We start from the raw sequence: 19424 nt of genomic DNA, 5'->3' as shown, positions 1-19424 counted from the left end.
CGGCCTCCGAGCCTCGGTAGTGGCGCCTCGCACCGCCTGCGTCTGAGAGAGTCTCAGCCGACCTTGTGCAGCCACACGACGGGCGCGTCGTCGCTCGCGTGCCGGAACGGCTCGAGCTCCTCGTCCCATGCGGCGCCGAGCGCGACGTCCAGTTCTCGCCGAAGCTCGAAGGCGTCGCCGCCGGCGATCTCCATCGCATAGCGGATGCGGTCCTCGCCGATCACGACGTTGCCGGCAGTGTCGGTCTGGGCGTAGTGGATGCCGAGGCCCGGGGTGTGCAGCCAACGGCCGCCGTCACTGCGCGGGGTGGGATCCTCCGTGACTTCGAAGCGCAGGTGCTCCCAACCGCGGATGGCCGTCGCCAGCGCCGACCCGGTGCCGGCGGCGCCCTCCCAGTAGAACTCGGCGCGGCGGCTCCCGGTGAGGACGGGCTGATCGACCCAGTCGAAGCTGACGGCTCGGCCGAGTGCTCGACCGACCGCCCACTCGAGGTGCGGGCACAACGCCCGTGGCGCGGAGTGGATGAAGATCACCCCACGCGCTTTTTGTGTCGCCATGATCTCTCCGTTCGTCAGGTGCGTCTTCCCCTACGACCTGTGACGGTGTCATGACGTGCTGTTCGGTTGTGCTGCCGCCCATTATTGCGGAGAGGGCGGGGAAATCACAAGACTGTGATTTCCCCGCCCTCTCTGGTCTGTAGGAACGAGGAGGCTCAGGCCTCGCTCATCGCCTGGACCTCGGCCTTGCCCTTGGCCGCGTAGTACGCGGCGCGAGCGGCGTCGCGGCGAGCCTGCTCCGCCTGGCCGGCGTCGAGCACATCCTGAGGGACGTCGACGTAGTCGGTGGTCGGCTTGCCGTGGTACTTCTCGATGTAGGCGTCGAGCTCGGGGCCGGACTCCCACGAGGTGATGAGGCAGTACCGCGGCTCGTCGCCGGTGTGGTGGACGGCGTGCCACAGGCGCTGCGTGTCGACGATCAGCTGTGCGCCGGCCGGGAGGGCGACGCGGTACTCGATGCTCGGGTCGGTGCGGTTCTCGCGCAGCACGAAGTAGCTGTTCTTGTCGTCGGTGAGGTTGAAGAAGCCGCGGACGACCCACCCGGTGCCGTCGGGGTTGAGCCGGTTGTTGTCGTCCTGATGCAGGTTGTACAGCGCGTCGGCGTAGGTGTTGGGCTGCAGCTCGATGACGCGGCAGCGTCCGACGTTGGCGCCCGGCTCCTGCGCGCGACGCGTCATGTCCGGTGCCTTCTCGACCTGCGAGGGGATCCAGACACCGTCCTTGTCGGTGCGCGGCGGCGTGTGGTTCCAGAACCCGTTGCACTCGATCTCGCCCTTGGCCGAGGCCAGCGGCGCGAAGCGCGTGTCACCTGACGACTTCCAGTCGACGTACTCGATGGACAGCCATTCCTTCGGGTCGAGCTCCCTGTCGTAGGGGTCGAGGACCACGAAGCCGGTCTCATCGAGAGCGGCAGACTTGATGTAACCCATGACGAATCATGCCTTTCGGTCAGTGAGCCAGCACGTTTTAACAGGCTCAACTTAGGCAAGCCTACCTCGGGCCCCCGAAGGCTCCGGAGGACCGCGCCGTGAATAACCGCCGGGCGCCCGGGCGGCCGGTCCGGCGCGGTGGGCCCATTTAGACTGGACGGGCCATGGTCACTGCCACGAATGTCGACGCCACTGCTGTCAACACCATCGGATGGCTCTCGGCCGCGGATTGGACGATCGTCGTCCCCGTCTACCAGCGGCAGTATCGGTGGGACATCGGCGGATGCGAGCAGCTGCTCTCCGACATCCGCGCGGTAGCCGACCTCGACGATCGGCACATGCACTTCATCGGCTCGATCCTCTCGTCGGCCAGCGGTGAGGGCGAGGACGCCGAGCTCGTGCTGATCGACGGTCAGCAGCGGACGACGACCCTTATGCTGCTCGTCGCGGCGCTGCACCACACCGTCCGCGAGGCGGATCCTGCTCTCGCCGATCAGCTGCAGCGCGTGCTCGTGCACTCCCACGACGCGACGCGGACGAAGCTTCGCCCGCATCGCGCGTGGGCGGCGGTCTTCGAGCGCGTCGTGCTCGACCTCCCACTCCCCCACGGCGAGCAGCGCGACTCACGGTTCGACGACAACTACGCGTTCTTCCGCAGCCAGATCAGCCTCGACGAGGCGCCGCACATCTGGCGGGGTCTGCAGAAGCTCGAGCATGTGGCGATCACCCTCGGCATCGGGGCGAACGCGCAGCAGATCTTCGAGAGCCTCAACTCGACCGGCGAGCCGTTGCGCGACCACGAGCTCATCCACAACTACGTGCTCATGGGCCTCACGCATGCGGAGCAGCGCGAGATCGAAGCAGAGTACTGGCAGCCGATCGAACAGAACACCGGCGACTCGATCGCCGAGTTCTGGCGGCAGTACCTCGTCATGAGAACGGGGCGCGAGGTGACCGTCGTCGGCGGGCGCGGCGTGTACGAGGCCTTCCGGCACGAGTTCCCCCGCCTCGAGTTCGCCGACCTGGTGCGTCACGCCGCCGAATGGCGCCATCTGTCGCGCGTATACGGGGTGCTGCTGCATCCGAGCGAGGCGCCGGATGCCGGGATCACGCGCGAGCTCTCCCACCTCAGCACCTTCGGCACCGGCATGTACCCGCTTATCATGCGGGCGTACCGGGATTTCGAGCTCGGATCCATCGCGCGCGACGAGCTGATCGAGACGCTCGAGATGGTGCAGTCGCTCCTGGTGCGCCGTGCGGTCGTCGGCACCGGAGTGGACCGTCTGGTGGCGCGCCTCTGCCGTGCGCGTGAACAGGGCCGTGAGGCGCTGGTCTCGGCGATCTCGCGCATCACTCCGTCGGACGAGCGCGTCGCGGTCGCGCTGAAGTACTCCGAGCTCCCCCACGCCGGGTACGTGCTGGGTCGCCTCGCCGGGGTCGACGGTACCGGCGGGCTCGACGTCGAGCACATCTTCCCGCTCGCGCCCGGGGACACCTGGTCGGGCGATGGCGAGCGCGAGTGGGCGGCGTACAGCGACGACGAGCAGAACAGCCATCGCGCCCTGGCGAACACGATCGGCAACCTCACGATCCTCGAGGAGGATCTCGCGCTCCGCGCGTTGGACCGCTCCTTCCCGCAGAAGCAGGCGCTGTACGCCCGCAGCGCCATCGGGACGACATCGGCGCTGGCGGAGCTGCCCGGGTGGGGAACGGCGGCCATCGCCCAGCGATCCATGCAGCTCACAGAGCGCTTCGTCGAGGTGTGGAAGCGGCCCGGCGGTCCCGCGATCGACGACGACGGGCTCACCCCGATCCTGGACGCCGTCCGCCGGCGCGGGTGGCCGCCGGGATGGCACCGCGAGTGGTCGTACGTGGAGTACTGCGGCGAGCACTGGGAGGTGCCCGACGTCAAGTACCTCTTCAACCGTGTCTTCAAGCGGCTCTGGGCCGACTCACGCGACGCCGTGGTCGCGTACAGCGCACGACGCGGCGGACCTGTCTATACCGCGCAGTCGTGGAACGGCCAGTGGGATCGCCTCGACGACGAGCACTCGCTCTACATGGGATGGGACTCCAGCTACATGCTGAGCGCCGTGCAGGGCGTGCTCGAAGAGGCAGGCCTCGCCGCCGAGGTCTTCGTCAAGTACTCGTACATCGGCAACGCGATGTGAGAAGGGGACGGATGCCTCGAACCGAGGCATCCGTCCCCTTCATCGTGGGTCGCGCGCGGGCGTCACTCGAACGTGACAGCGGCGTTCTCGTTGTTCAGCACGATCACCGGCGTGATCGAGGGGTGGCCCGCTGCCTCGATCTTCGCCAGGTCGAAGCGGAGAAGCGGCGTGCCGGCGGTGACCTTCTGCCCCTTCTCGACGAGGGTCTGGAAGCCGTCGCCCTTCATGCCGACGGTGTCGATGCCGACGTGGATCAGCAGCTCGGTGCCGTCACCCAGGACGAGCGCCACCGCGTGGCTGCTGTCGAATGTGGCCCCGATGGTGCCGTCGGCGGGAGCGACCACCGTGTCACCGGTCGGCTCGATCGCGACTCCCGGACCCATGATGCCCTGCGCGAAGGTCGGATCAGGCACGGCGGAGAGCGGAACCACTCGTCCTTCGAGCGGCTGGCGCAGGGTCACGGTCGTGGTGGCCGGGGTGTCGGTGAGCACCGCGGTCGTGCCCGCGGCGGGAGCGATGGCAGGCTCGGGCGCTGCGCCTGCCGGCACGGCGACATCTCCCGCGATGATCTGCTCCATCGCGTCCTTCACGAACTGGACGTTCGTCCCGTAGACCACCTGCACCGACTTGCCGCCGGGCTTCATCGTGCCCGCAGCCCCGGCGCGCTTGAGCGCGGTTTCGTCGACCTTGCTCGGGTCGTCGATCTCCATCCGCAAGCGCGTGGCGCAGTTCTCGAGCTCGAGGATGTTGTCCTTCCCTCCGAGCGCATCGATGAAGCGGCTGCCCGTGACCAGGTACTTGTCGTCGGCCGCGTGCGTGTCGTACTCCGTGCCCTCGCCGAGGATGTCGTCGTCTTCACGGCCCGGCGTCTTCAGGTTGAACCGCTTGATGAAGAAGTAGAACACCACGAAGTAGATGAAGAACCAGAACACGCCCATGACGGGGATGAGCCACGGGTTCTGCGCCATCGGGTTCATCCAGTTGAGGACGAGGTCGATGAAGCCGCCCGAGAAGCCGAAGCCCATGCGCACCGGCAGGATCTGGCTGATGGCCATCGAGATGCCGGTGAAGATCGCGTGCACCAGGTACAGCACGGGCGCCAGGAACATGAAGGCGAACTCGAGGGGCTCGGTCACGCCGACGAAGAACGACGAGATCGCGCCGCCGAGCAGGATGCCGTAGGCGAGCTTCTTGCGCGTGGTCTTGGCGGTCAGGTACATCGCGAGGGCCGCACCGGGCAGACCGAACATCATGATCGGGAAGAAGCCCGTCATGTACTGACCGGTCACGCCGTAGGTGCCCTCACCGGAGAGGAAGTTGTTCAGATCGTTGATCCCCGCCACGTCGAACCAGAACACGGAGTTCAAGGCGTGATGCAGTCCGACGGGGATCAGCAGGCGGTTGAGGAAGCCGTAGATGCCCGTGCCGAACGGTCCGAGGGTGACGATCCACTCGCCGAACGTGACGAGGCCGCCGTAGACCCAGGGCCATACGAAGAACAGTGCGACGGCGACCACGAGAGAGGCGCCGGCCGTGACGATCGCCACCGAGCGCTTGCCCGAGAAGAACGACAGTGCGTCGGGGAGCTTGGTGTCTTTGAACTTGTTGTAGCAGTACGCGCCGATGAGTCCGCAGATGATGCCGACGAACACGTTCTGCACCTTCAGGAAGGCGGGATCGACCTCGTTGACGTCGGCGACGCCGGTGTAGAGGGCGACCGTCTCCGGCTTGAGCAGCGTGGTGACGACGAGCCACGACACGAGCCCGGCCAGCGCCGAGGTGCCGTCGGACTTCTGTGCCATACCGAGTGCGATGCCGACGGCGAACAGCAGCGCCATGTTGTCGAGCAGCGACCCTCCGGCAGCGCCGAGGAACGCCGAGACGAGGTTGGGACTCTTCCCGCCGTTGCTGATCCAGTAGCTCAGGCCCGACAGGATCGCGGCGACCGGCAGCACAGCCACCGGCAGCATGATCGATCGGCCGAGCCTCTGCAAGAACTTCATTGTTCGCCTCCGTGAGGGCCCAGGGGACAGGTGATGTCGATGACGCTACAGGCAAAGGGAGGTGCGCGTCACCGGGCCCCCCTCCGAAAGTAAGGAGGGTGAACGAATCCTGCGCCGCCGTTCTCGCCGGTACCCGCCGGTACCGGTCAACCGAATGGAGAACCGCCGCGACCCCTCGGGCAGCGGCGGTTCTCACTTCGTAGGGCGGGTGGGACTTGAACCCACGATCGTCGGGTTATGAGCCCGCTGCCTTGACCAGCTTGGCCACCGCCCCTCGGCACGGAGTGCGCAGACGAGCCTACCGGTCCGGCCCGAGCGACGCGTGCGTCAGCGCTTGTCGGGATCGTCGAGGCGATCCTTGACCGGCGGCTCGGGCCACACCTTGGCCACTGCCTCGGTCACCTTGACGGAGCCGGTGCGCGGGTGCGCGGCATCCGATATCCCCGCGTCGCTCCCCCGCTGGATCGGCAGCTCCTGGCTCTCGCTGAGCACCTGCGGGTGGTGTCGCGCGAGCTGGAACACCCCCCATACGGCGACGCCGCCGACGACGGCGAACGAGATGTAGACCCACAGCGGGGCGCCGGCAGCCTCTTGGAGCACCGTCAGACCGATGATGATCGCGACGATCGGGTCGATGACCGTGAGGCCCGCGACCACGAGATCCGGCGGGCCCGACGCGTAGGCGCTCTGCACGAAGTAGGCGCCCACGATGGCGCCGATGATGAGCGCGGCCAGGCACAGGAAGGTGAGCCAGTTGAAGTCGCTCACTTTGACTCGCTCGATGACGACCTTGGCAAGAGTCGCGACGAAACCGTAGATCACGCCGGCGGCCGTGATGTAGAACAGCGCGCCCATGCGCTTGCGCAGCCAGATCCACAGTCCGGCGAACACCAGCGTGACGACGAGCAGCAGGACCAGGATGGTGATCAGCTGCCCGTTCGACACCGGCTTCTCGGTCGCGAACAGGGCGGCGATCGTGACGAAGATGAAGATGCCGCCGACGCAGGCGGCGATCGCGATGAGCGAGCGCTTCGTGGGCCTGTGCCCGCTGATCTGAGCGTTCAGCAGCGTCGTGATGACCAGGGCGAACGCGCCGAGCGGCTGCACCACGATGAGCGGCGCGAAGTACAGGGCGGACAGCTGACAGACGATGGCGAGCCCGAGCATCACGGTGCCGATCACCCAAGACGGGCGGGCGAGCAGCTTCAGCAGGTGACTGGGGCCCAGACCTTGGCTGGAGTGTCCGCCGCTGAGGCGCTCCACCTTCGTCACGCCGCGGTGCTGATACTGGGCGCCGAACGACATGAACACCGCCCCGAGCAGGGCGAGCGGGATGCCGATCAGGATGCCGGGGTTCTGGAAAGCGCCGACGAGCTGATCGCCGACGTCCTCGAGTTCCACCGATGTCCAGAGCACGTATCGACACTAGCCGCAGGCGCCGCTCGATAGGCTCAAGGCGTGGCTGTTCTCCCCATTCGCATCATGGGCGATCCCGTCCTGCACTCCCCCGCGTCCGCCGTCGAAGAGATCACGGACGAGATCCGCACACTCGTCGCGGACATGTTCGAGACGATGGATGCCGCCCCCGGCGTGGGCCTGGCGGCCCCTCAGGTCGGCGTTCCCCTGCGCATCTACACGTACACCTACGGCGATGACGACGGCGCGCCCTGGCGCGGCGTGATCATCAATCCGGAGCTGTGGATGCGGCCGCTCGAGCCGGGTGCGCCCGACCCCGACGAGGAGTCCGAGGGGTGTCTGTCGTTCCCGGGTGAGCGGTTCCCGCTGCGCCGCTCGGAGGAGGTCCTCGTGACCGGCATCGACCTCGACGGCGCACCCGTGAGCGTCCAGGTCGACGGATGGCGGGCGCGCATCATGCAGCACGAGTTCGATCACCTGGACGGCATCCTCTACGTCGACCGCCTCGACGACGGCGACTGGAAGACCGTGCAGAAGATCGCGCGCAAGCGCGGCTGGGGCCGGCCGGGCAGCTCTTGGACCCCCGGCCTGGACGACATCGAGGCGTGATCCTGGCGCCGGCGACCCGCCCGGCGGGGCGTCAGGCGTCGCTGCGGCGATTCTGACGCTCGACCCACCGGCGCAGCTCGGCCTCGGCCCCGGGAGGCGCCTGTGCGATCACGTTCATGCCCTGGCGCACGAGCGTCGTGCCGGTGCGCATGGGCCCCCACACCCGGGCCGTGGTCAGCTCGCCGGTGTCGACGTCCCGTACCTGCACCTGCGTGGTGTCCGTGGTCTTGCGTGCGCCTGCCCTGCCCGCGACGTGCTGCACGACCAGGACGGGAAGGCCGTGGGCGGCGGCGGTGGCGATGACGGAGTCCAGGTCGTGCGCGGCCCACTGACTGCGGATGCCGCGCACGGCCCACAGGGCCACGAGCACGACGAGCATCGTCGCGATCCCGGTCGGCACGAGCCAGCAGCTCACGACCGCCAGAGCAAGCGACCAGAGGGCGATGCCGCGCACGGCGAGCAGGATCGCCACGACCGACGGCACGAGCGCGAGGAACAGCCAGGGCTCCGGCGCGGACACGGGGAACATCCACGGCTCTCCGCCGAAGAGCACGACGAGCCCCACCCACCCCACCGCGCCCGCGAACAGAGCCAGCGCGCCGAGCAGCGGCGCGGAGCGGTAGATCGGTGCCGGCGCGGGGACGCCGCCTTCGACCGCCAGCAGCGGTGAAGGCTTCGCGCGACCCGCCATGTGCACCCCTCGATCTGGTCCGGAGACGAAGAAAGCCTCGGGGGTGGAGCCCCGAGGCTTTCGCTCCCCCACTTGGACTCGAACCAAGAACCTATCGGTTAACAGCCGATTGCTCTGCCAATTGAGCTATGGAGGAATGGTCCGCACTTTCGCGCGGGCAACCAGACCATACTAGCAAAGCTCAGCCCGTGCTCATGACCATGGCGGGCTCTTTCACGAGCTGACGAGGCGCCTGTCAGCTTCGCCGCCAGGGGTCCAGAGGAGGTCGTCGGTGCCGTGCCCGTAGGCGACGGCGTGCCCGGCACGCAGCACCAGGACGTCCGCGTCCAGCTCGTTCACGACGTCACGCTCGTTGGTCACGATGAGCGCTGCCATGGCGAGCTCGCGCCGGCGTCGCAGCACGGCTTCGCGAGCTGCCTTGCGCACCTCGACATCCATGTTCGCGAAGGGCTCGTCTGCGATCAGCACCCGCGGCTGCAGGACGAGTGCGCGCGCCAGCGCGACGCGTTGGCGCATGCCGGCGCTGAGTTCGTACGGGTACTTGGCGGCGGCCCCGAGGGGCAGCATCAGCTCGTCGAGCAGCGAGGCCACCCGGACGGCGAGGGCGCGCGCGCTCACTCGGCGGTCGCGGCTGGTGATGGGCTCTCCGATGACATCCGCCACAGTGAGCCGCGCGGGCAGACGGGCGCCTGCGGACTGCGGGAGGTAGCCGGCGTAGTACGTGAGCTGGCGATGCGCACGACCCGGGCGCCGCACCGAGATGCCCTCGACGAGACCGTCGCCGCCGACGACGGCGAGTCCCGTCTCGTCGGCGCCCGCCAGCACGGCGGCGAGCGAGGACTTGCCCGAGCCGGTCGGTCCCATGACCGCCAGGATGCCACCGTGGGGCAGGCGGAACGACACGCCGTCGACGACGCGCTGGGACGGCCCGCCCCGGCCCGCGCGGCGAGCGATCGAAAGGTCGGAACAGTCGATCGCGACATCCGCGTCTCGTCGGCGAGCCATCTGTTCATCCTGCCGCGCGAGCGCCGTCGGCGCCAGCCGGGATCCGCGCGTCACGATGCTTCGTCGACGAGTGCCTGGCGCTGCGCATCCAGTTCACGCAGTCGCAGCCGGATGCTGCGCCCCTCTTCCGAGGCCGCGGGCACACGCTGGATCGCGCCGAGGAGCTCTGCCTTCTCTCGATCGAAGCGCCGCAGGACGAGGCGTCGCGCGAGATCCCCCGCCGATGTCACCGCCGCGTCGTCGTTCAGCGCCGGGAAGTCGCCGGCGAGCAGCTCTGCGGCCAGCGAGCGGTAGGGCTCGCGCACCGTGGCGACGGCATCCGCCGACCAGCCCGGCCGCTGCATGCCGGGGGCGTCGCGAACCGCGACGCGGACGGCGTCGAGAGCGGCGTTGCGGAACGGCAGCTCGAGAGCGCGCTCCACCAGCGTCGCGTCCATGCGGTGGCCGAACTGCAGCACCCCCATGAGGGCGTCGCGCTCCAGACCGACTTCGGGACTGCGGGGCAGCGTCGCCAGCGTGACGCGGAGCGCGCCGTCGTCGACGGAGGGCTCGACGGTCTGCGTGCCGGGCGCGGCGTCGCGACGGCCGCCGCCGCGGCCCGCCCGCTCGACCTCGCGGCGCACGTCTTCGGTGTCCATGCCGAGCCGGCGGGCGAGCACCCGCACGTACTCGGGCTGCAGGAGCGGGTCTCGCAGCTCTGCGACCACCGGGGCTGCCGTGCGCAGCGCACCTACGCGTCCTTCGACGCTGGCGAGGTCGTAGCCGGAGATGCGCTGATCGAGGACGAACTCGACCATCGGCACCTTCGTCTCCAGCAGCGCGCGCACTGCGCCGTCGCCCCGCGCGAGCCGGAGGTCGCAGGGGTCGAGGCCTTCCGGGCCGGTGGCGACATACGTCTGGGCGTTGAACCGCTTGGCGTCGGCGAAGGCGCGCAGCGCGGCCTTCTGGCCCGCGGCATCCGGGTCGAAGGTGAAGACGACTTCGCCCGCCGTGGAATCGTCGCCCATCACGCGGCGGAGCACGGTGATGTGGTCGGAGCCGAACGCGGTGCCGCACGTCGCGATCGCGGTCGTGATCCCGGCCAGGTGGCACGCCATGACATCGGTGTACCCCTCGACCACGACGACGCGGTGCTCCCGCGACACGTCGCGCTTGGCGAGGTCGAGCCCGTAGAGCACCTGCGCCTTCTTGTAGATCGTCGTCTCGGGGGTGTTGAGGTACTTGGGACCGTTGTCGTCGTCGTAGAGCCTGCGCGCGCCGAAGCCGATGACCTGACCGGTGACATCGCGGATCGGCCACACCACCCGGCCGCGGAACCGGTCGTAGACGCCGCGCTGGCCCTGCGACACCAGGCCCGCCGACGAGAGCTCCTCGTCGGTGTAACCCTGGGCGCGCAGCGCCGAGTGCATGCCCGACCAGCCCTTCGGGGCGTACCCCACGCCGAAGTGCCCGGCGGCGCCCGCGTCGAACCCGCGCTGCCCGAGGAAACGCCGCGCGATATCGGCCTCGGGCGTCATCAGCTGCGCGCGGAAGAACTCCGCCGCGGACGCGTTGGCGGCGTACAGCCGCGCACGCCCCGTGTGCTCGGGGGCGGCGCCGCCGTCCTCGTAGTGCAGCGTGAAGCCGATGCGGCCGGCGAGGCGCTCGACCGCCTCGGTGAACGTCACGTGGTCCATCGCGCGCAGGAACGAGTACACGTCGCCGGACTCACCGCAGCCGAAGCAGTGGTAGAAGCCCGCCTGCGGGCGCACGTTGAAGCTCGGGCTGCGCTCGTCGTGGAACGGGCAGAGACCCTTCAGCGATCCGACGCCCGCGGATTTCAGCGCGACCCGTTCGCCGATGATGTCGGCGATGTTGGTGCGGGCCTTCACCTCGTCGACGTCGGCCTGACGGATGCGCCCCGCCATCAGCGCACCCCGGACGGATCGCGGGCGGTGCGCGCGGCGGCGTCCATCGGGCGGGCGCCCGGTGCCCAGACGCCGACGGATGCCGGATCCACCGGCCCGACGAGCGACCCATGCCACGCGATCGCCAGCTGGTCGGTGAGGCTGGCGACCTGGTCGACGACGACCCGCCGGCGTGCGGCATCCGTCTCCGCCGCCGCGAAGTCCTCCGCGTGCAGGGGGTCCAGCGCGTCCGGGCGATCCCAGAGCGCCGTCGCCAGGCGCTTCAGGAGCCGGCGCTGCTCCTTGTAGAGGTCCTTGCGCCCCTCGATCGACACCACCGCGGCGCCGATGATGCCCTTGAGCACCGCCATCTCGGCCTCGACGATGCGGGGCACCACGAGGTGACCGCGGTAGCGCGTCAGCACCGAAGTCGCGTACGACTCCCGGGTCGCGGTCGTCGCAGCGCGGGCGAACCGGCCGATGAGGTCGGACGTGAGGTTCTTGAGACGCGCCAGGTCCGCACGCGTCCCGTCGAAGGAGTCGATCCACTCGGGCATGCGTGTGAGGCGGAACAGGGCGTCCTCGAGTTCGTCGCGCGCGAAGTCGAAGCCCACCCAGGACTGGATCGCGGTGAGGAGCCACTGGTGCTCCCGCGCGTCGACGAGGCGGGCGGGGTCGAGGTAGCCGTTGACCACGGCGTCCTCGAAGTCGTGGACGGAGTAGGCAATGTCGTCGGAGAGGTCCATGACCTCGGCCTCGATGCACCGCACGCGCCCCGGCGCATCCGCCCGGAGCCAGCGGAACACCTCTTCGTCTTCGGGGTACACGCCGAACTTCAGGCGTCCGCCGGGATCGGGCAGCGGGTGGTCGGCCGTCCACGGGTACTTGCAGGCGGCGTCGAGGCTCGCACGCGTCAGGTTCAGGCCGAAGCTGCGGCCTTCCGCGTCGATGACCTTGGGCTCGAGGCGCGTGAGGATGCGCAGCGTCTGCGCGTTGCCCTCGAAGCCGCCGAAGCCCTCTGCCCACTCGTTGAGAGCCCGTTCGCCGTTGTGGCCGAACGGCGGGTGACCGAGGTCGTGGCTGAGGCAGGCGGTGTCGACGACGTCGGCGGCGAGGTCGAGCGCTGTCGCCAGCTCGCGTCCGACCTGCGCGACCTCGAGCGAGTGGGTCAGGCGGTTGCGTGCGAAGTCCGCCGGGCTCGCGGGGCTGAGCACCTGGGTCTTCGCGGCGAGGCGACGCAGCGCCGCCGAGTGCAGCACGCGGGCGCGGTCGCGCGCGAAGTCGTCCCGCTGCGATCGATGGCGCTCGGCGTGGAAGCGGGCGGCGTCGGCGTCTTCGTACCCCGCCGGGCGGTCGGACGCGGCGGCCACGTCACCCGCCACTGTGGTCGAGTTCCGCTTCGGCGAGGGCGGTGGATGCCGCGGCCCCCAGCTCGCGCGAGTTCAGCCAGCCATCGGGCAGCGCCGGACGCTTGGGAGTGCCGGCGCGACCCCGCTGGCCCTCCGCCGCGGCGCCAGGGTAAGGCGCGTCGAGGTCGAGGGTCGCGAGGAGGTCGTCGATCTCGGCGAGGGTAGAGGCGGTGGCGAGGCTCGCGCGGAGGTCGCCGCCCACCGGGTACCCCTTGAAGTACCAGGCGACGTGCTTGCGGATGTCGCGGCAACCGCGGCCCTCGTCCTCGAAGAACTCGACCAGCAGCTCCGCGTGGCGGCGGAAGGCGCGGGCGACGAACCCCAGGGTCGCGTCGACCGGCTCGGCGAGTGCGGAGCCGGGTGCGCCGAGCGCGCGGGCGAGGTCGCCGAAGAGCCACGGACGCCCGAGGCAGCCGCGACCGACGACGACGCCGTCGCAGCCCGTCTCGTCCATCATGCGGACCGCGTCGTCGGCGGACCAGATGTCGCCGTTGCCGAGCACCGGGACGCTCGTGACCGCTTCCTTGAGATTGGCGATCGCCGACCAGTCGGCCTGCCCCGAATAGAACTCCGAGGCCGTGCGGGCGTGCAGGGCGACGGCGGCGACGCCGGCATCCTCTGCGATGCGTCCGGCGTCGAGGTATGTCAGGTGGTCGACATCGATGCCCTTGCGCATCTTGACCGTGAGCGGGATGTCGCCGGCGGCGCGCGCCGCGCGCGTGACGATGTCGCGGAACAGTCCGAGCTTCCACGGCAGTGCCGCTCCCCCGCCCTTGCGGGTGACCTTGGGGACGGGGCAGCCGAAGTTCAGGTCGATGTGGTCGGCGCGATCCTCCTCGACCAGGAGGCGGACAGCCGCCTCAGTGGTCGCCGGATCCACGCCGTAGAGCTGGATCGAACGCGGCTTCTCGGACTCGTGGTGCGTGATGAGCCGCATCGTGGTGGCATTGCGCTCGACGAGGGCGCGCGTCGTGATCATCTCGCTGACGTAGAGGCCGGCGCCGTACTCGCGGCAGAGTCGCCGGAACGCGGTGTTGGTGATACCCGCCATCGGCGCCAGCACGACGGGCGCATCGAGTTCGATGGGCCCGATGCGCAGCGTGCGCGCGGGAGCGAGGGCAGTCGTCACGCCTCCATTCTCTTACAGGAATCCGTCCCTTGGCTGAACGGGGCGCTTCCCTGTGCGGGGCAGAGGCTCCCCGGCGCCCGGTTCGATGGCGGAGACCCTCGAGGACCCGCTGACCTGATGCAGAGAACGGGCCCGTCGCGATGATTCGCGGCGGGCCCGTTTCGTGTGCGTACCTGGTCAGGCCTCGACGCCTGCGGGCTCGCGGTGCTCGGACCACACCTGGCGGACGATCTGCGCGAACGCCTCAGCGGGCTGCGCGCCCGATACGCCGTACTTGCCGTCGATCACGAAGAACGGCACACCGTTGATGCCGTACGCCGTGGCCTGAGCCTGGTCGGCGCGGACGGCGTCCAGGTAGCGGCCGCTCTGCAGGGCCTCGCGCGCCGCGTCGGCGTCGAGTCCGGCATCCGTGGCGAGGTCGACGAGCTCGTCCTCGCGCCCGAGGTGGCGGCCCTCGGTGAAGTACGCCGCCATGAGTCGCTCGGCGAGCTCGTGCTGGCGTCCTTGCTCCTTCGCGAAGTGGAGCAGTTCGTGCGCCTTGACGGTGTTGGTGTGCTTGAGCAGGTCGAAACGGTACTCCAGCCCGGCATCGGCGGCGACGCCGGTGACGCGCTCGAGCATCTGCTGCACCTGTTCGCGGCGCATCCCCTTGTGCTTCGCGAGGAAGTCGAGTTCATCGCCTTCGAAGTCGACGGGCGTGTCCGGCGACAGCTCGAACGAGTGGAAGGTCACCTCCACGGAGGGGGCGTCGTCATCCGCGGATGCCGCGGCCAGCCCGTTCTCGAGGTTGCGCTTGCCGATGTAGCACCAGGGGCAGGCGATGTCGCTCCACACGTCGATCTTGATGGCATCCGTCATGCTGAGGACAACGGTCCGCGCGCACGCTTCTATTCCGTCGAATGCGTCGGGAGACGCGATGCTCAGGGAGTCGGTGGGTCCGCGTCGGGGACGAACCGGAATCGCACCCGCACATCGTCGTACGGCACGACGATCGTCGAGGCATCCGGCGACCACGTGTCCGGCACCAGGTACAGCCGGCCTCCGCCCTGCGCGAGAAGCCGGAGACCGAAATAGCGGTAGCCGAACGCGGGGCCCCCGGCGGCGGGATCTTCGGTGGATGCCTCGTCGCCGAGCTGCCGGAACGTGATGTCGTCGTTGCCGGGGTAGAGCCGCTCGTGTGTGTCGAGGACGACCGCAGGCAGTGTGGTGAGGTCGGCCGCGAGCGACCGCGCCTGCCCGAGACCCCACCACTGCGCGATGGTCGCCGTCGACCAGAACGTGCCCGCGATCATCACCAGGACCAGCAGGACCACGACGCTCCGGCCACCGCTCGCGGTGTTCAGGGCGCGCACGGTCGACGCCGCGTAGGCGGCGAGGCCCGCGCCGATCGCGAGGAACAGCGGCGTCAGCAGCTGACCGTATGTCCATCCGGGGAGGAACGGCACGACGAAGGCGAGCGCGAGACCGGCGAGCACGAACGCGATGCCGGTCCACGCGACGATGCCGACCACGCGGCGCTGGGTCGCGCGCTGCTGCACCACGAGCCACTTCCGCAGCGCCCGATGGCCGAGGATCGCCAGGACCGCCAGGAGTGTGAGGACCATGACGGGGATGAACAGCGCTCCGGGGCTGCGCATGACGAACTCCTGGGAGCTCAGCCCGATGATGTCGACGTCCACGCCGAAGTAGCGGAAGAACTCGCGCGTGGAGACGTAACCGAAGTAGAACAGGAGCGCCGTGACCAGAGTGAGCGGGGCCACGAACGACGACAGGAACCCCATCCACTTCTCGAAGCCGAGTCCGGGCTCTCTGGGCAGCGCGGCGGCGCGGTCGGGAGGTGCTGCCGCGGTGACCGTCGTCTCGGTCGCCTGCGCGGGCGCGTCGACGGCCGATCGTTCCGGCCGCGGACGGCGTGGCCGGCGGGCCATCACCCGCTCCCCTCCTCCTCCTGCTGATCCTCGTCCTGGTCCTGGTCCTGGTCCGGGTCCTGGTCCTGGTCCTGCTGGTCCTGCTGGTCTTGCTGCTCCTGCTGGTCTTGATCCTGGTTCTGCTCCTCGTCGTCCGAGGCTTCCGGGTCGACGACGATGATCGGCGGTCCTGGGTCCACCTCACGGGCGGCGACGATGTCGCAGATCTCGGCGGACGGGCACTCCAGCGTGCCCACGAAAGTGATCGCGGTGCCGTCCTGGAAGTCGCTTCCAGGACGCAGGACGAGGCTGCACCTGATCTGGGACTGGTTCGCCTCGACGGTCATGTCGAGGCACCCGCGATCGGCTTCCCGCGAACCGCAGACATCGCTTTCCACCGCGAGGCCGGCGCGGTCCGTCACCGCGCTCTGAAAGGTGTAGCGGACACCGTCCGGCACGTCCCCGCCCCAGAAGACCGCGATGGTCTTGCACCACAGGCCCGCCTCGATGATCTCGGCGTCGCCCTGGTCACCGTAGGCCGGACCGCCGTACTGGGCGACGGGCCCGGTGCGCACACGGTCCTGGGCCGGGTCTTCCCCGCCGTCCTCGTCGCCGCCACCCTCGTCGCCCCCGCCGTCCTCCGTAGGCTCGGGCGTGGGCTCCGGAGACGGACTCGCACTCGCGGTCGTCGTGCGACCGGTGCCCTCCTCGGTCACCGGGGTTCCGCATCCCGACAGGGCGAGCAGCAGCACGATGCTCAGGCCCGCGGCAATGCCGACCCCAGGTCGTGACAGCGCCATGATGCGCCTCCTGACCGGCCGCGTACGCGGCTCACGTCAATGATGAGGGCGCTGGGGCTCGCTGGATACCCCGGCGGTGTGCCGGCCCCGAATCAGGATGCCGACGCGTCGGGCGCGTCGACGGCGCCGCCGAATCGGCGGTTGCGACCGAGGTACGTGTCGATGCCGTGCCACAGGTCCTGCCGCGAGAAGTCAGGCCACAGCGTGTCGAGGAAGACGAACTCGGCGTAGGCCGACTCCCACAGCAGGAAGTTCGAGGTGCGCTGCTCACCGCTGGAACGCAGGAAGAGGTCGACGTCCGGCATGTCGGGACGGTACAGCCGCCGCTGGATGAGCTTCTCCGACACGGCTGATGGCTTGAGCCTGCCGGCCGCGACGTCGTCGGCGATGGAGCGCATCGCGTCGACGAGCTCGATCCTTCCTCCGTAGTTGACGCACATCGTGAGGGTGAGGACGTCGTTGCCCGCCGTGAGCCGCTCCGCGAACTGCAGCTCCTTGATGACGCTCGACCACAGCCGCGGCTTGCGTCCGGCCCACTGGATCCGCACGCCCCATTCGTTGAGCTGGTCGCGGCGACGGTGCAGGACGTCGCGGTTGTACCCCATCAGGAAGCGGACCTCTTCGGGCGAGCGCGACCAGTTCTCGGTGGAGAACGCGTACACCGACAGGTGCTTGACGCCGGCCTGGATGGCGCCGGCGACGACATCGAGGAGCGCGGCCTCGCCGGCCTTGTGACCCTCGATGCGCGTGAGACCCCGGCGGTTGGCCCACCGGCCGTTGCCGTCCATCACGATGGCCACGTGGTTCGGCACCGCCCCGCGCGGATAGGCGGGAGGGTAGACACCGGTCCAGTCCAGGGGGCGATACGGCACCGCGTCGCGATGCGTGTAGGGCTTCGGGGTCACCGGCTGCCTTCCTGCGGGGCTGAGACGTGCGAGAGCGAACGGATGCCGCGCTCCAGGTGCCACTGTGCGTAGGCGGCGATGAGCCCCGACGCGGCGGCCGTCGAGCCGGCGGATGCGGCATCCACCAGGTCCCACTCCCCCGCCATGAGCGACTGGAGAAGCGACACGGTGGCGGCGTCAACGCGGGCGGCGCCCGTCGGCGCACAGTCGCGGCAGATGATGCCGCCCTGCTGTGCGACGAACGTGTCGTGCGGGCCGCTGCGCCCGCAGCGGGCGCACTCGCCGAGCCCGGGAGCCCACCCCGAGAGCGCCATCGCGCGCAGCAGGTAGGAGTCCAGCACGCTGCGCGAGGCGTGCTCGCCGCGCGACAGGGCGCGAAGCCCGCCCACGAGCAGCAGGTACTGCTGCGGCGTCGCCTCGGCCTCGTTCAGCCGATCAGCGGCCTCCACCATCGCGTGGGCGGACGTGTAGCGGTCGTAGTGCGCGACGATCTCGGCGCCGTAAGAGCCCAGCGACTCGGCCTGCTGCACGATGTCGAGCGAGCGCCCCTGGTAGAGCTGCACATCGGCGACCATGAACGGCTCGAGCCGCGCGCCGAACCGCGACGACGTACGACGCACCCCCTTCGCGACCGCGCGCAGCTTGCCGTGGCGACGGCTGAGCATCGTCACGATCCTGTCGGCTTCCCCCAGCTTGTGGGTGCGCAGGACCACGACTTCATCGCGGTAGGTGGGCACCCGTCAATTATGGATGCCGTCTCCCCGGCTCGGGCCCTGACGCCCCGGACGCCGTCGCGCTGAGCGCCGCGGCGACCTCCGCGAGATCGGGCAACGCCCGGTCGATGGTCTCCATCGTGGCTGTGAGCGACATCCGGAAGTGGCGCGGCTGGTCGAAGAGCGTGCCGGGCATCACATGGACGCCGCGCGCGGCGAGGGCGTCGCAGAAGCCGGCCGCATCGCCGCCCGGGGCCTCGCCCCACAGGTAGAAGGTGCCCTCGGGGCGGGTGACACGCACACCCGCGTCGACGAGCGCGCCGAAAAGCCGATCGCGCTTCCGGGCGAGTTCGGCCATGTCGAGGGACACCGACTCGAGCGCGGGCACGGAGTACTGCATCACGGCGTCGGGGAATCCCCATCCGATCGCGAGACCCAGGGGCATGAGCGCGGTGCGCAGTTCGTCCCGTTCGGCAGGCGGGATGAGCGGGGACAGGGCGAGGTACCCGAGGCGCTGGCCCGGTGCGAGCAGCACCTTGCCGTAGCTGTAGTCGATCACCGTCCACGGATACGAGGCGGCGGGGCTCGCGAAGTCGATGCCGTCGAAGCGGATGCGCCGATACGGTTCGTCCGATACGAGCCAGATGCGGCGACCGTGCGTGCGCGAGGCCTGCTCGAGCACGTCCGCGAGCGCCTGCCACGTGTCCTGCGAATAGACGCGTCCGGTCGGGTTGGCCGGAGAGTTCGCGACGACGAGCCGTGTGCGCGGTCCGATCGCGCGGGAGATCGCGCCGACGTCGAGATCGAACGTCTCGGGATCGAGCGCGGCGCGCACGGGAAGGAGGTTCGCGGCATGGAGCATCGGCTCGTAGCAGAACCATCCGGGCACGGGGATGATGACCTCGTCGCCCGCGTCCGCCAGCAGCGCGAACGCCAGCGAGAGCGCGCCGAAGGCGCCCTGGGTCATCGCGATGTCGTCGGGCTCGAAGTCGAGGGCGAGCTCGGTGCGCAAGCCTGCCGCGACCGTCTCCTGCGCAAGCCGCTCGCTCGTCTTGTAGGCGAACCAGTCCACCGACCGCGGCTCGACCTGGGCCTGCATGGCCGCCGTTAGCCCCGGAAGAGCCAGCTCGTGCGGGTTGCCGAACGTGAAATCGAGAGCGTCGGGGTCGTCCGCCGTCGCCTGGATGCGTGCGAAGAACGCCGTCACGACGTCGACCGCCGCTTTCGCCCGTGTCGCGCGATCGGACATCGCCGCCATCGCGATCACCTTTCCCCAGTACCGCGTGAACCATCG

At 69.5% G+C, this 19424-nt stretch carries 17 protein-coding genes and 2 tRNA genes; 2 read left to right on the top strand and 17 right to left on the bottom strand.

Annotation, left to right across the window (positions count from 1 at the left end):
- Positions 1 to 53 precede the first annotated feature (53 nt).
- Together Q9R08_RS07105 and Q9R08_RS07100 are read right to left on the bottom strand one after the other, a co-directional pair.
- Positions 54 to 557 carry a DUF3145 domain-containing protein gene (locus Q9R08_RS07105; RefSeq protein WP_308867194.1) on the bottom strand — a complete coding sequence of 168 codons (504 nt, stop codon included), beginning with the start codon at positions 555 to 557 and terminating at the stop codon, positions 54 to 56.
- Between the two features lie 155 nt (positions 558 to 712).
- Positions 713 to 1486, bottom strand: coding sequence for a hypothetical protein (locus Q9R08_RS07100; RefSeq protein ID WP_308867193.1), 774 nt, complete (start codon positions 1484 to 1486; stop codon positions 713 to 715).
- 164 nt (positions 1487 to 1650) lie between these two features.
- Here Q9R08_RS07100 and Q9R08_RS07095 point away from each other — a divergent pair, with 164 nt between their 5' ends.
- Positions 1651 to 3657, top strand: coding sequence for a DUF262 domain-containing protein (locus Q9R08_RS07095; RefSeq protein ID WP_308867192.1), 2007 nt, complete (start codon positions 1651 to 1653; stop codon positions 3655 to 3657).
- A gap of 62 nt (positions 3658 to 3719) precedes the next feature.
- Here Q9R08_RS07095 and nagE read toward each other — a convergent pair whose 3' ends face one another.
- The 3 genes from nagE to Q9R08_RS07080 all read right to left on the bottom strand — a co-directional run bounded on the left by nagE (position 3720) and on the right by Q9R08_RS07080 (position 7076).
- Positions 3720 to 5660, bottom strand: coding sequence for an N-acetylglucosamine-specific PTS transporter subunit IIBC (gene nagE / locus Q9R08_RS07090; protein WP_308867191.1), 1941 nt, complete (start codon positions 5658 to 5660; stop codon positions 3720 to 3722).
- Positions 5661 to 5860: 200 nt separating this feature from the next.
- A tRNA-Ile gene (locus Q9R08_RS07085) sits at positions 5861 to 5934 on the bottom strand.
- 53 nt (positions 5935 to 5987) lie between these two features.
- On the bottom strand, positions 5988 to 7076 hold the full coding sequence (locus Q9R08_RS07080; protein WP_308867190.1) for a DMT family transporter: 1089 nt from the start codon (positions 7074 to 7076) through the stop codon (positions 5988 to 5990).
- Positions 7077 to 7118: 42 nt separating this feature from the next.
- On the opposite strand from Q9R08_RS07080, the gene def reads away from it, so the two are divergent.
- The gene (gene def / locus Q9R08_RS07075) at positions 7119 to 7685 is read left to right on the top strand and encodes a peptide deformylase (RefSeq protein ID WP_308867189.1); all 567 of its coding nucleotides are present in this window, start codon (positions 7119 to 7121) and stop codon (positions 7683 to 7685) included.
- Between the two features lie 31 nt (positions 7686 to 7716).
- Here def and Q9R08_RS07070 read toward each other — a convergent pair whose 3' ends face one another.
- The 12 genes from Q9R08_RS07070 to Q9R08_RS07015 all read right to left on the bottom strand — a co-directional run bounded on the left by Q9R08_RS07070 (position 7717) and on the right by Q9R08_RS07015 (position 19388).
- Complete coding sequence (locus Q9R08_RS07070; RefSeq protein WP_308867187.1) at positions 7717 to 8376, bottom strand: hypothetical protein; 660 nt, start codon at positions 8374 to 8376, stop codon at positions 7717 to 7719.
- Positions 8377 to 8439: 63 nt separating this feature from the next.
- Positions 8440 to 8512 (bottom strand) — tRNA-Asn (locus tag Q9R08_RS07065).
- A gap of 77 nt (positions 8513 to 8589) precedes the next feature.
- On the bottom strand, positions 8590 to 9381 hold the full coding sequence (locus Q9R08_RS07060) for an ATP-binding cassette domain-containing protein (protein WP_308867186.1): 792 nt from the start codon (positions 9379 to 9381) through the stop codon (positions 8590 to 8592).
- 50 nt (positions 9382 to 9431) lie between these two features.
- Positions 9432 to 11288: a DNA primase gene (gene dnaG / locus Q9R08_RS07055; RefSeq protein WP_308867185.1), complete on the bottom strand. Its 1857-nt coding sequence runs from the start codon at positions 11286 to 11288 to the stop codon at positions 9432 to 9434.
- The gene (locus tag Q9R08_RS07050; protein ID WP_308867184.1) at positions 11288 to 12649 is read right to left on the bottom strand and encodes a deoxyguanosinetriphosphate triphosphohydrolase; all 1362 of its coding nucleotides are present in this window, start codon (positions 12647 to 12649) and stop codon (positions 11288 to 11290) included. Before Q9R08_RS07050 ends, dnaG begins: the two co-directional genes overlap by 1 nt.
- Positions 12639 to 13805 (bottom strand): tRNA dihydrouridine synthase DusB, encoded by a 1167-nt coding sequence (gene dusB, locus Q9R08_RS07045; protein WP_308867183.1) that lies wholly within the window; start codon positions 13803 to 13805, stop codon positions 12639 to 12641. The genes Q9R08_RS07050 and dusB overlap by 11 nt, the downstream gene beginning before the upstream one ends.
- A gap of 177 nt (positions 13806 to 13982) precedes the next feature.
- Positions 13983 to 14663: a DsbA family oxidoreductase gene (locus Q9R08_RS07040; protein WP_308867182.1), complete on the bottom strand. Its 681-nt coding sequence runs from the start codon at positions 14661 to 14663 to the stop codon at positions 13983 to 13985.
- A 62-nt stretch (positions 14664 to 14725) separates the two neighbouring features.
- Positions 14726 to 15733, bottom strand: coding sequence for a hypothetical protein (locus tag Q9R08_RS07035; RefSeq protein WP_308867181.1), 1008 nt, complete (start codon positions 15731 to 15733; stop codon positions 14726 to 14728).
- The gene (locus Q9R08_RS07030) at positions 15733 to 16512 is read right to left on the bottom strand and encodes a hypothetical protein (RefSeq protein WP_308867180.1); all 780 of its coding nucleotides are present in this window, start codon (positions 16510 to 16512) and stop codon (positions 15733 to 15735) included. The genes Q9R08_RS07035 and Q9R08_RS07030 overlap by 1 nt, the downstream gene beginning before the upstream one ends.
- Before the next feature lie 92 nt (positions 16513 to 16604).
- On the bottom strand, positions 16605 to 17417 hold the full coding sequence (locus tag Q9R08_RS07025) for an isoprenyl transferase (RefSeq protein ID WP_308867178.1): 813 nt from the start codon (positions 17415 to 17417) through the stop codon (positions 16605 to 16607).
- Positions 17414 to 18154: a DNA repair protein RecO gene (gene recO, locus Q9R08_RS07020; RefSeq protein ID WP_308867177.1), complete on the bottom strand. Its 741-nt coding sequence runs from the start codon at positions 18152 to 18154 to the stop codon at positions 17414 to 17416. Before recO ends, Q9R08_RS07025 begins: the two co-directional genes overlap by 4 nt.
- 7 nt (positions 18155 to 18161) lie before the next feature.
- Positions 18162 to 19388 carry an aminotransferase class I/II-fold pyridoxal phosphate-dependent enzyme gene (locus tag Q9R08_RS07015; RefSeq protein WP_308867176.1) on the bottom strand — a complete coding sequence of 409 codons (1227 nt, stop codon included), beginning with the start codon at positions 19386 to 19388 and terminating at the stop codon, positions 18162 to 18164.
- Between the last annotated feature and the right edge of the window lie 36 nt (positions 19389 to 19424).

The organism is Microbacterium psychrotolerans (assembly GCF_031085295.1).
Classification (GTDB): domain Bacteria; phylum Actinomycetota; class Actinomycetes; order Actinomycetales; family Microbacteriaceae; genus Microbacterium; species Microbacterium psychrotolerans.
This window is presented reverse-complemented; position numbering and strand designations above follow the sequence as displayed.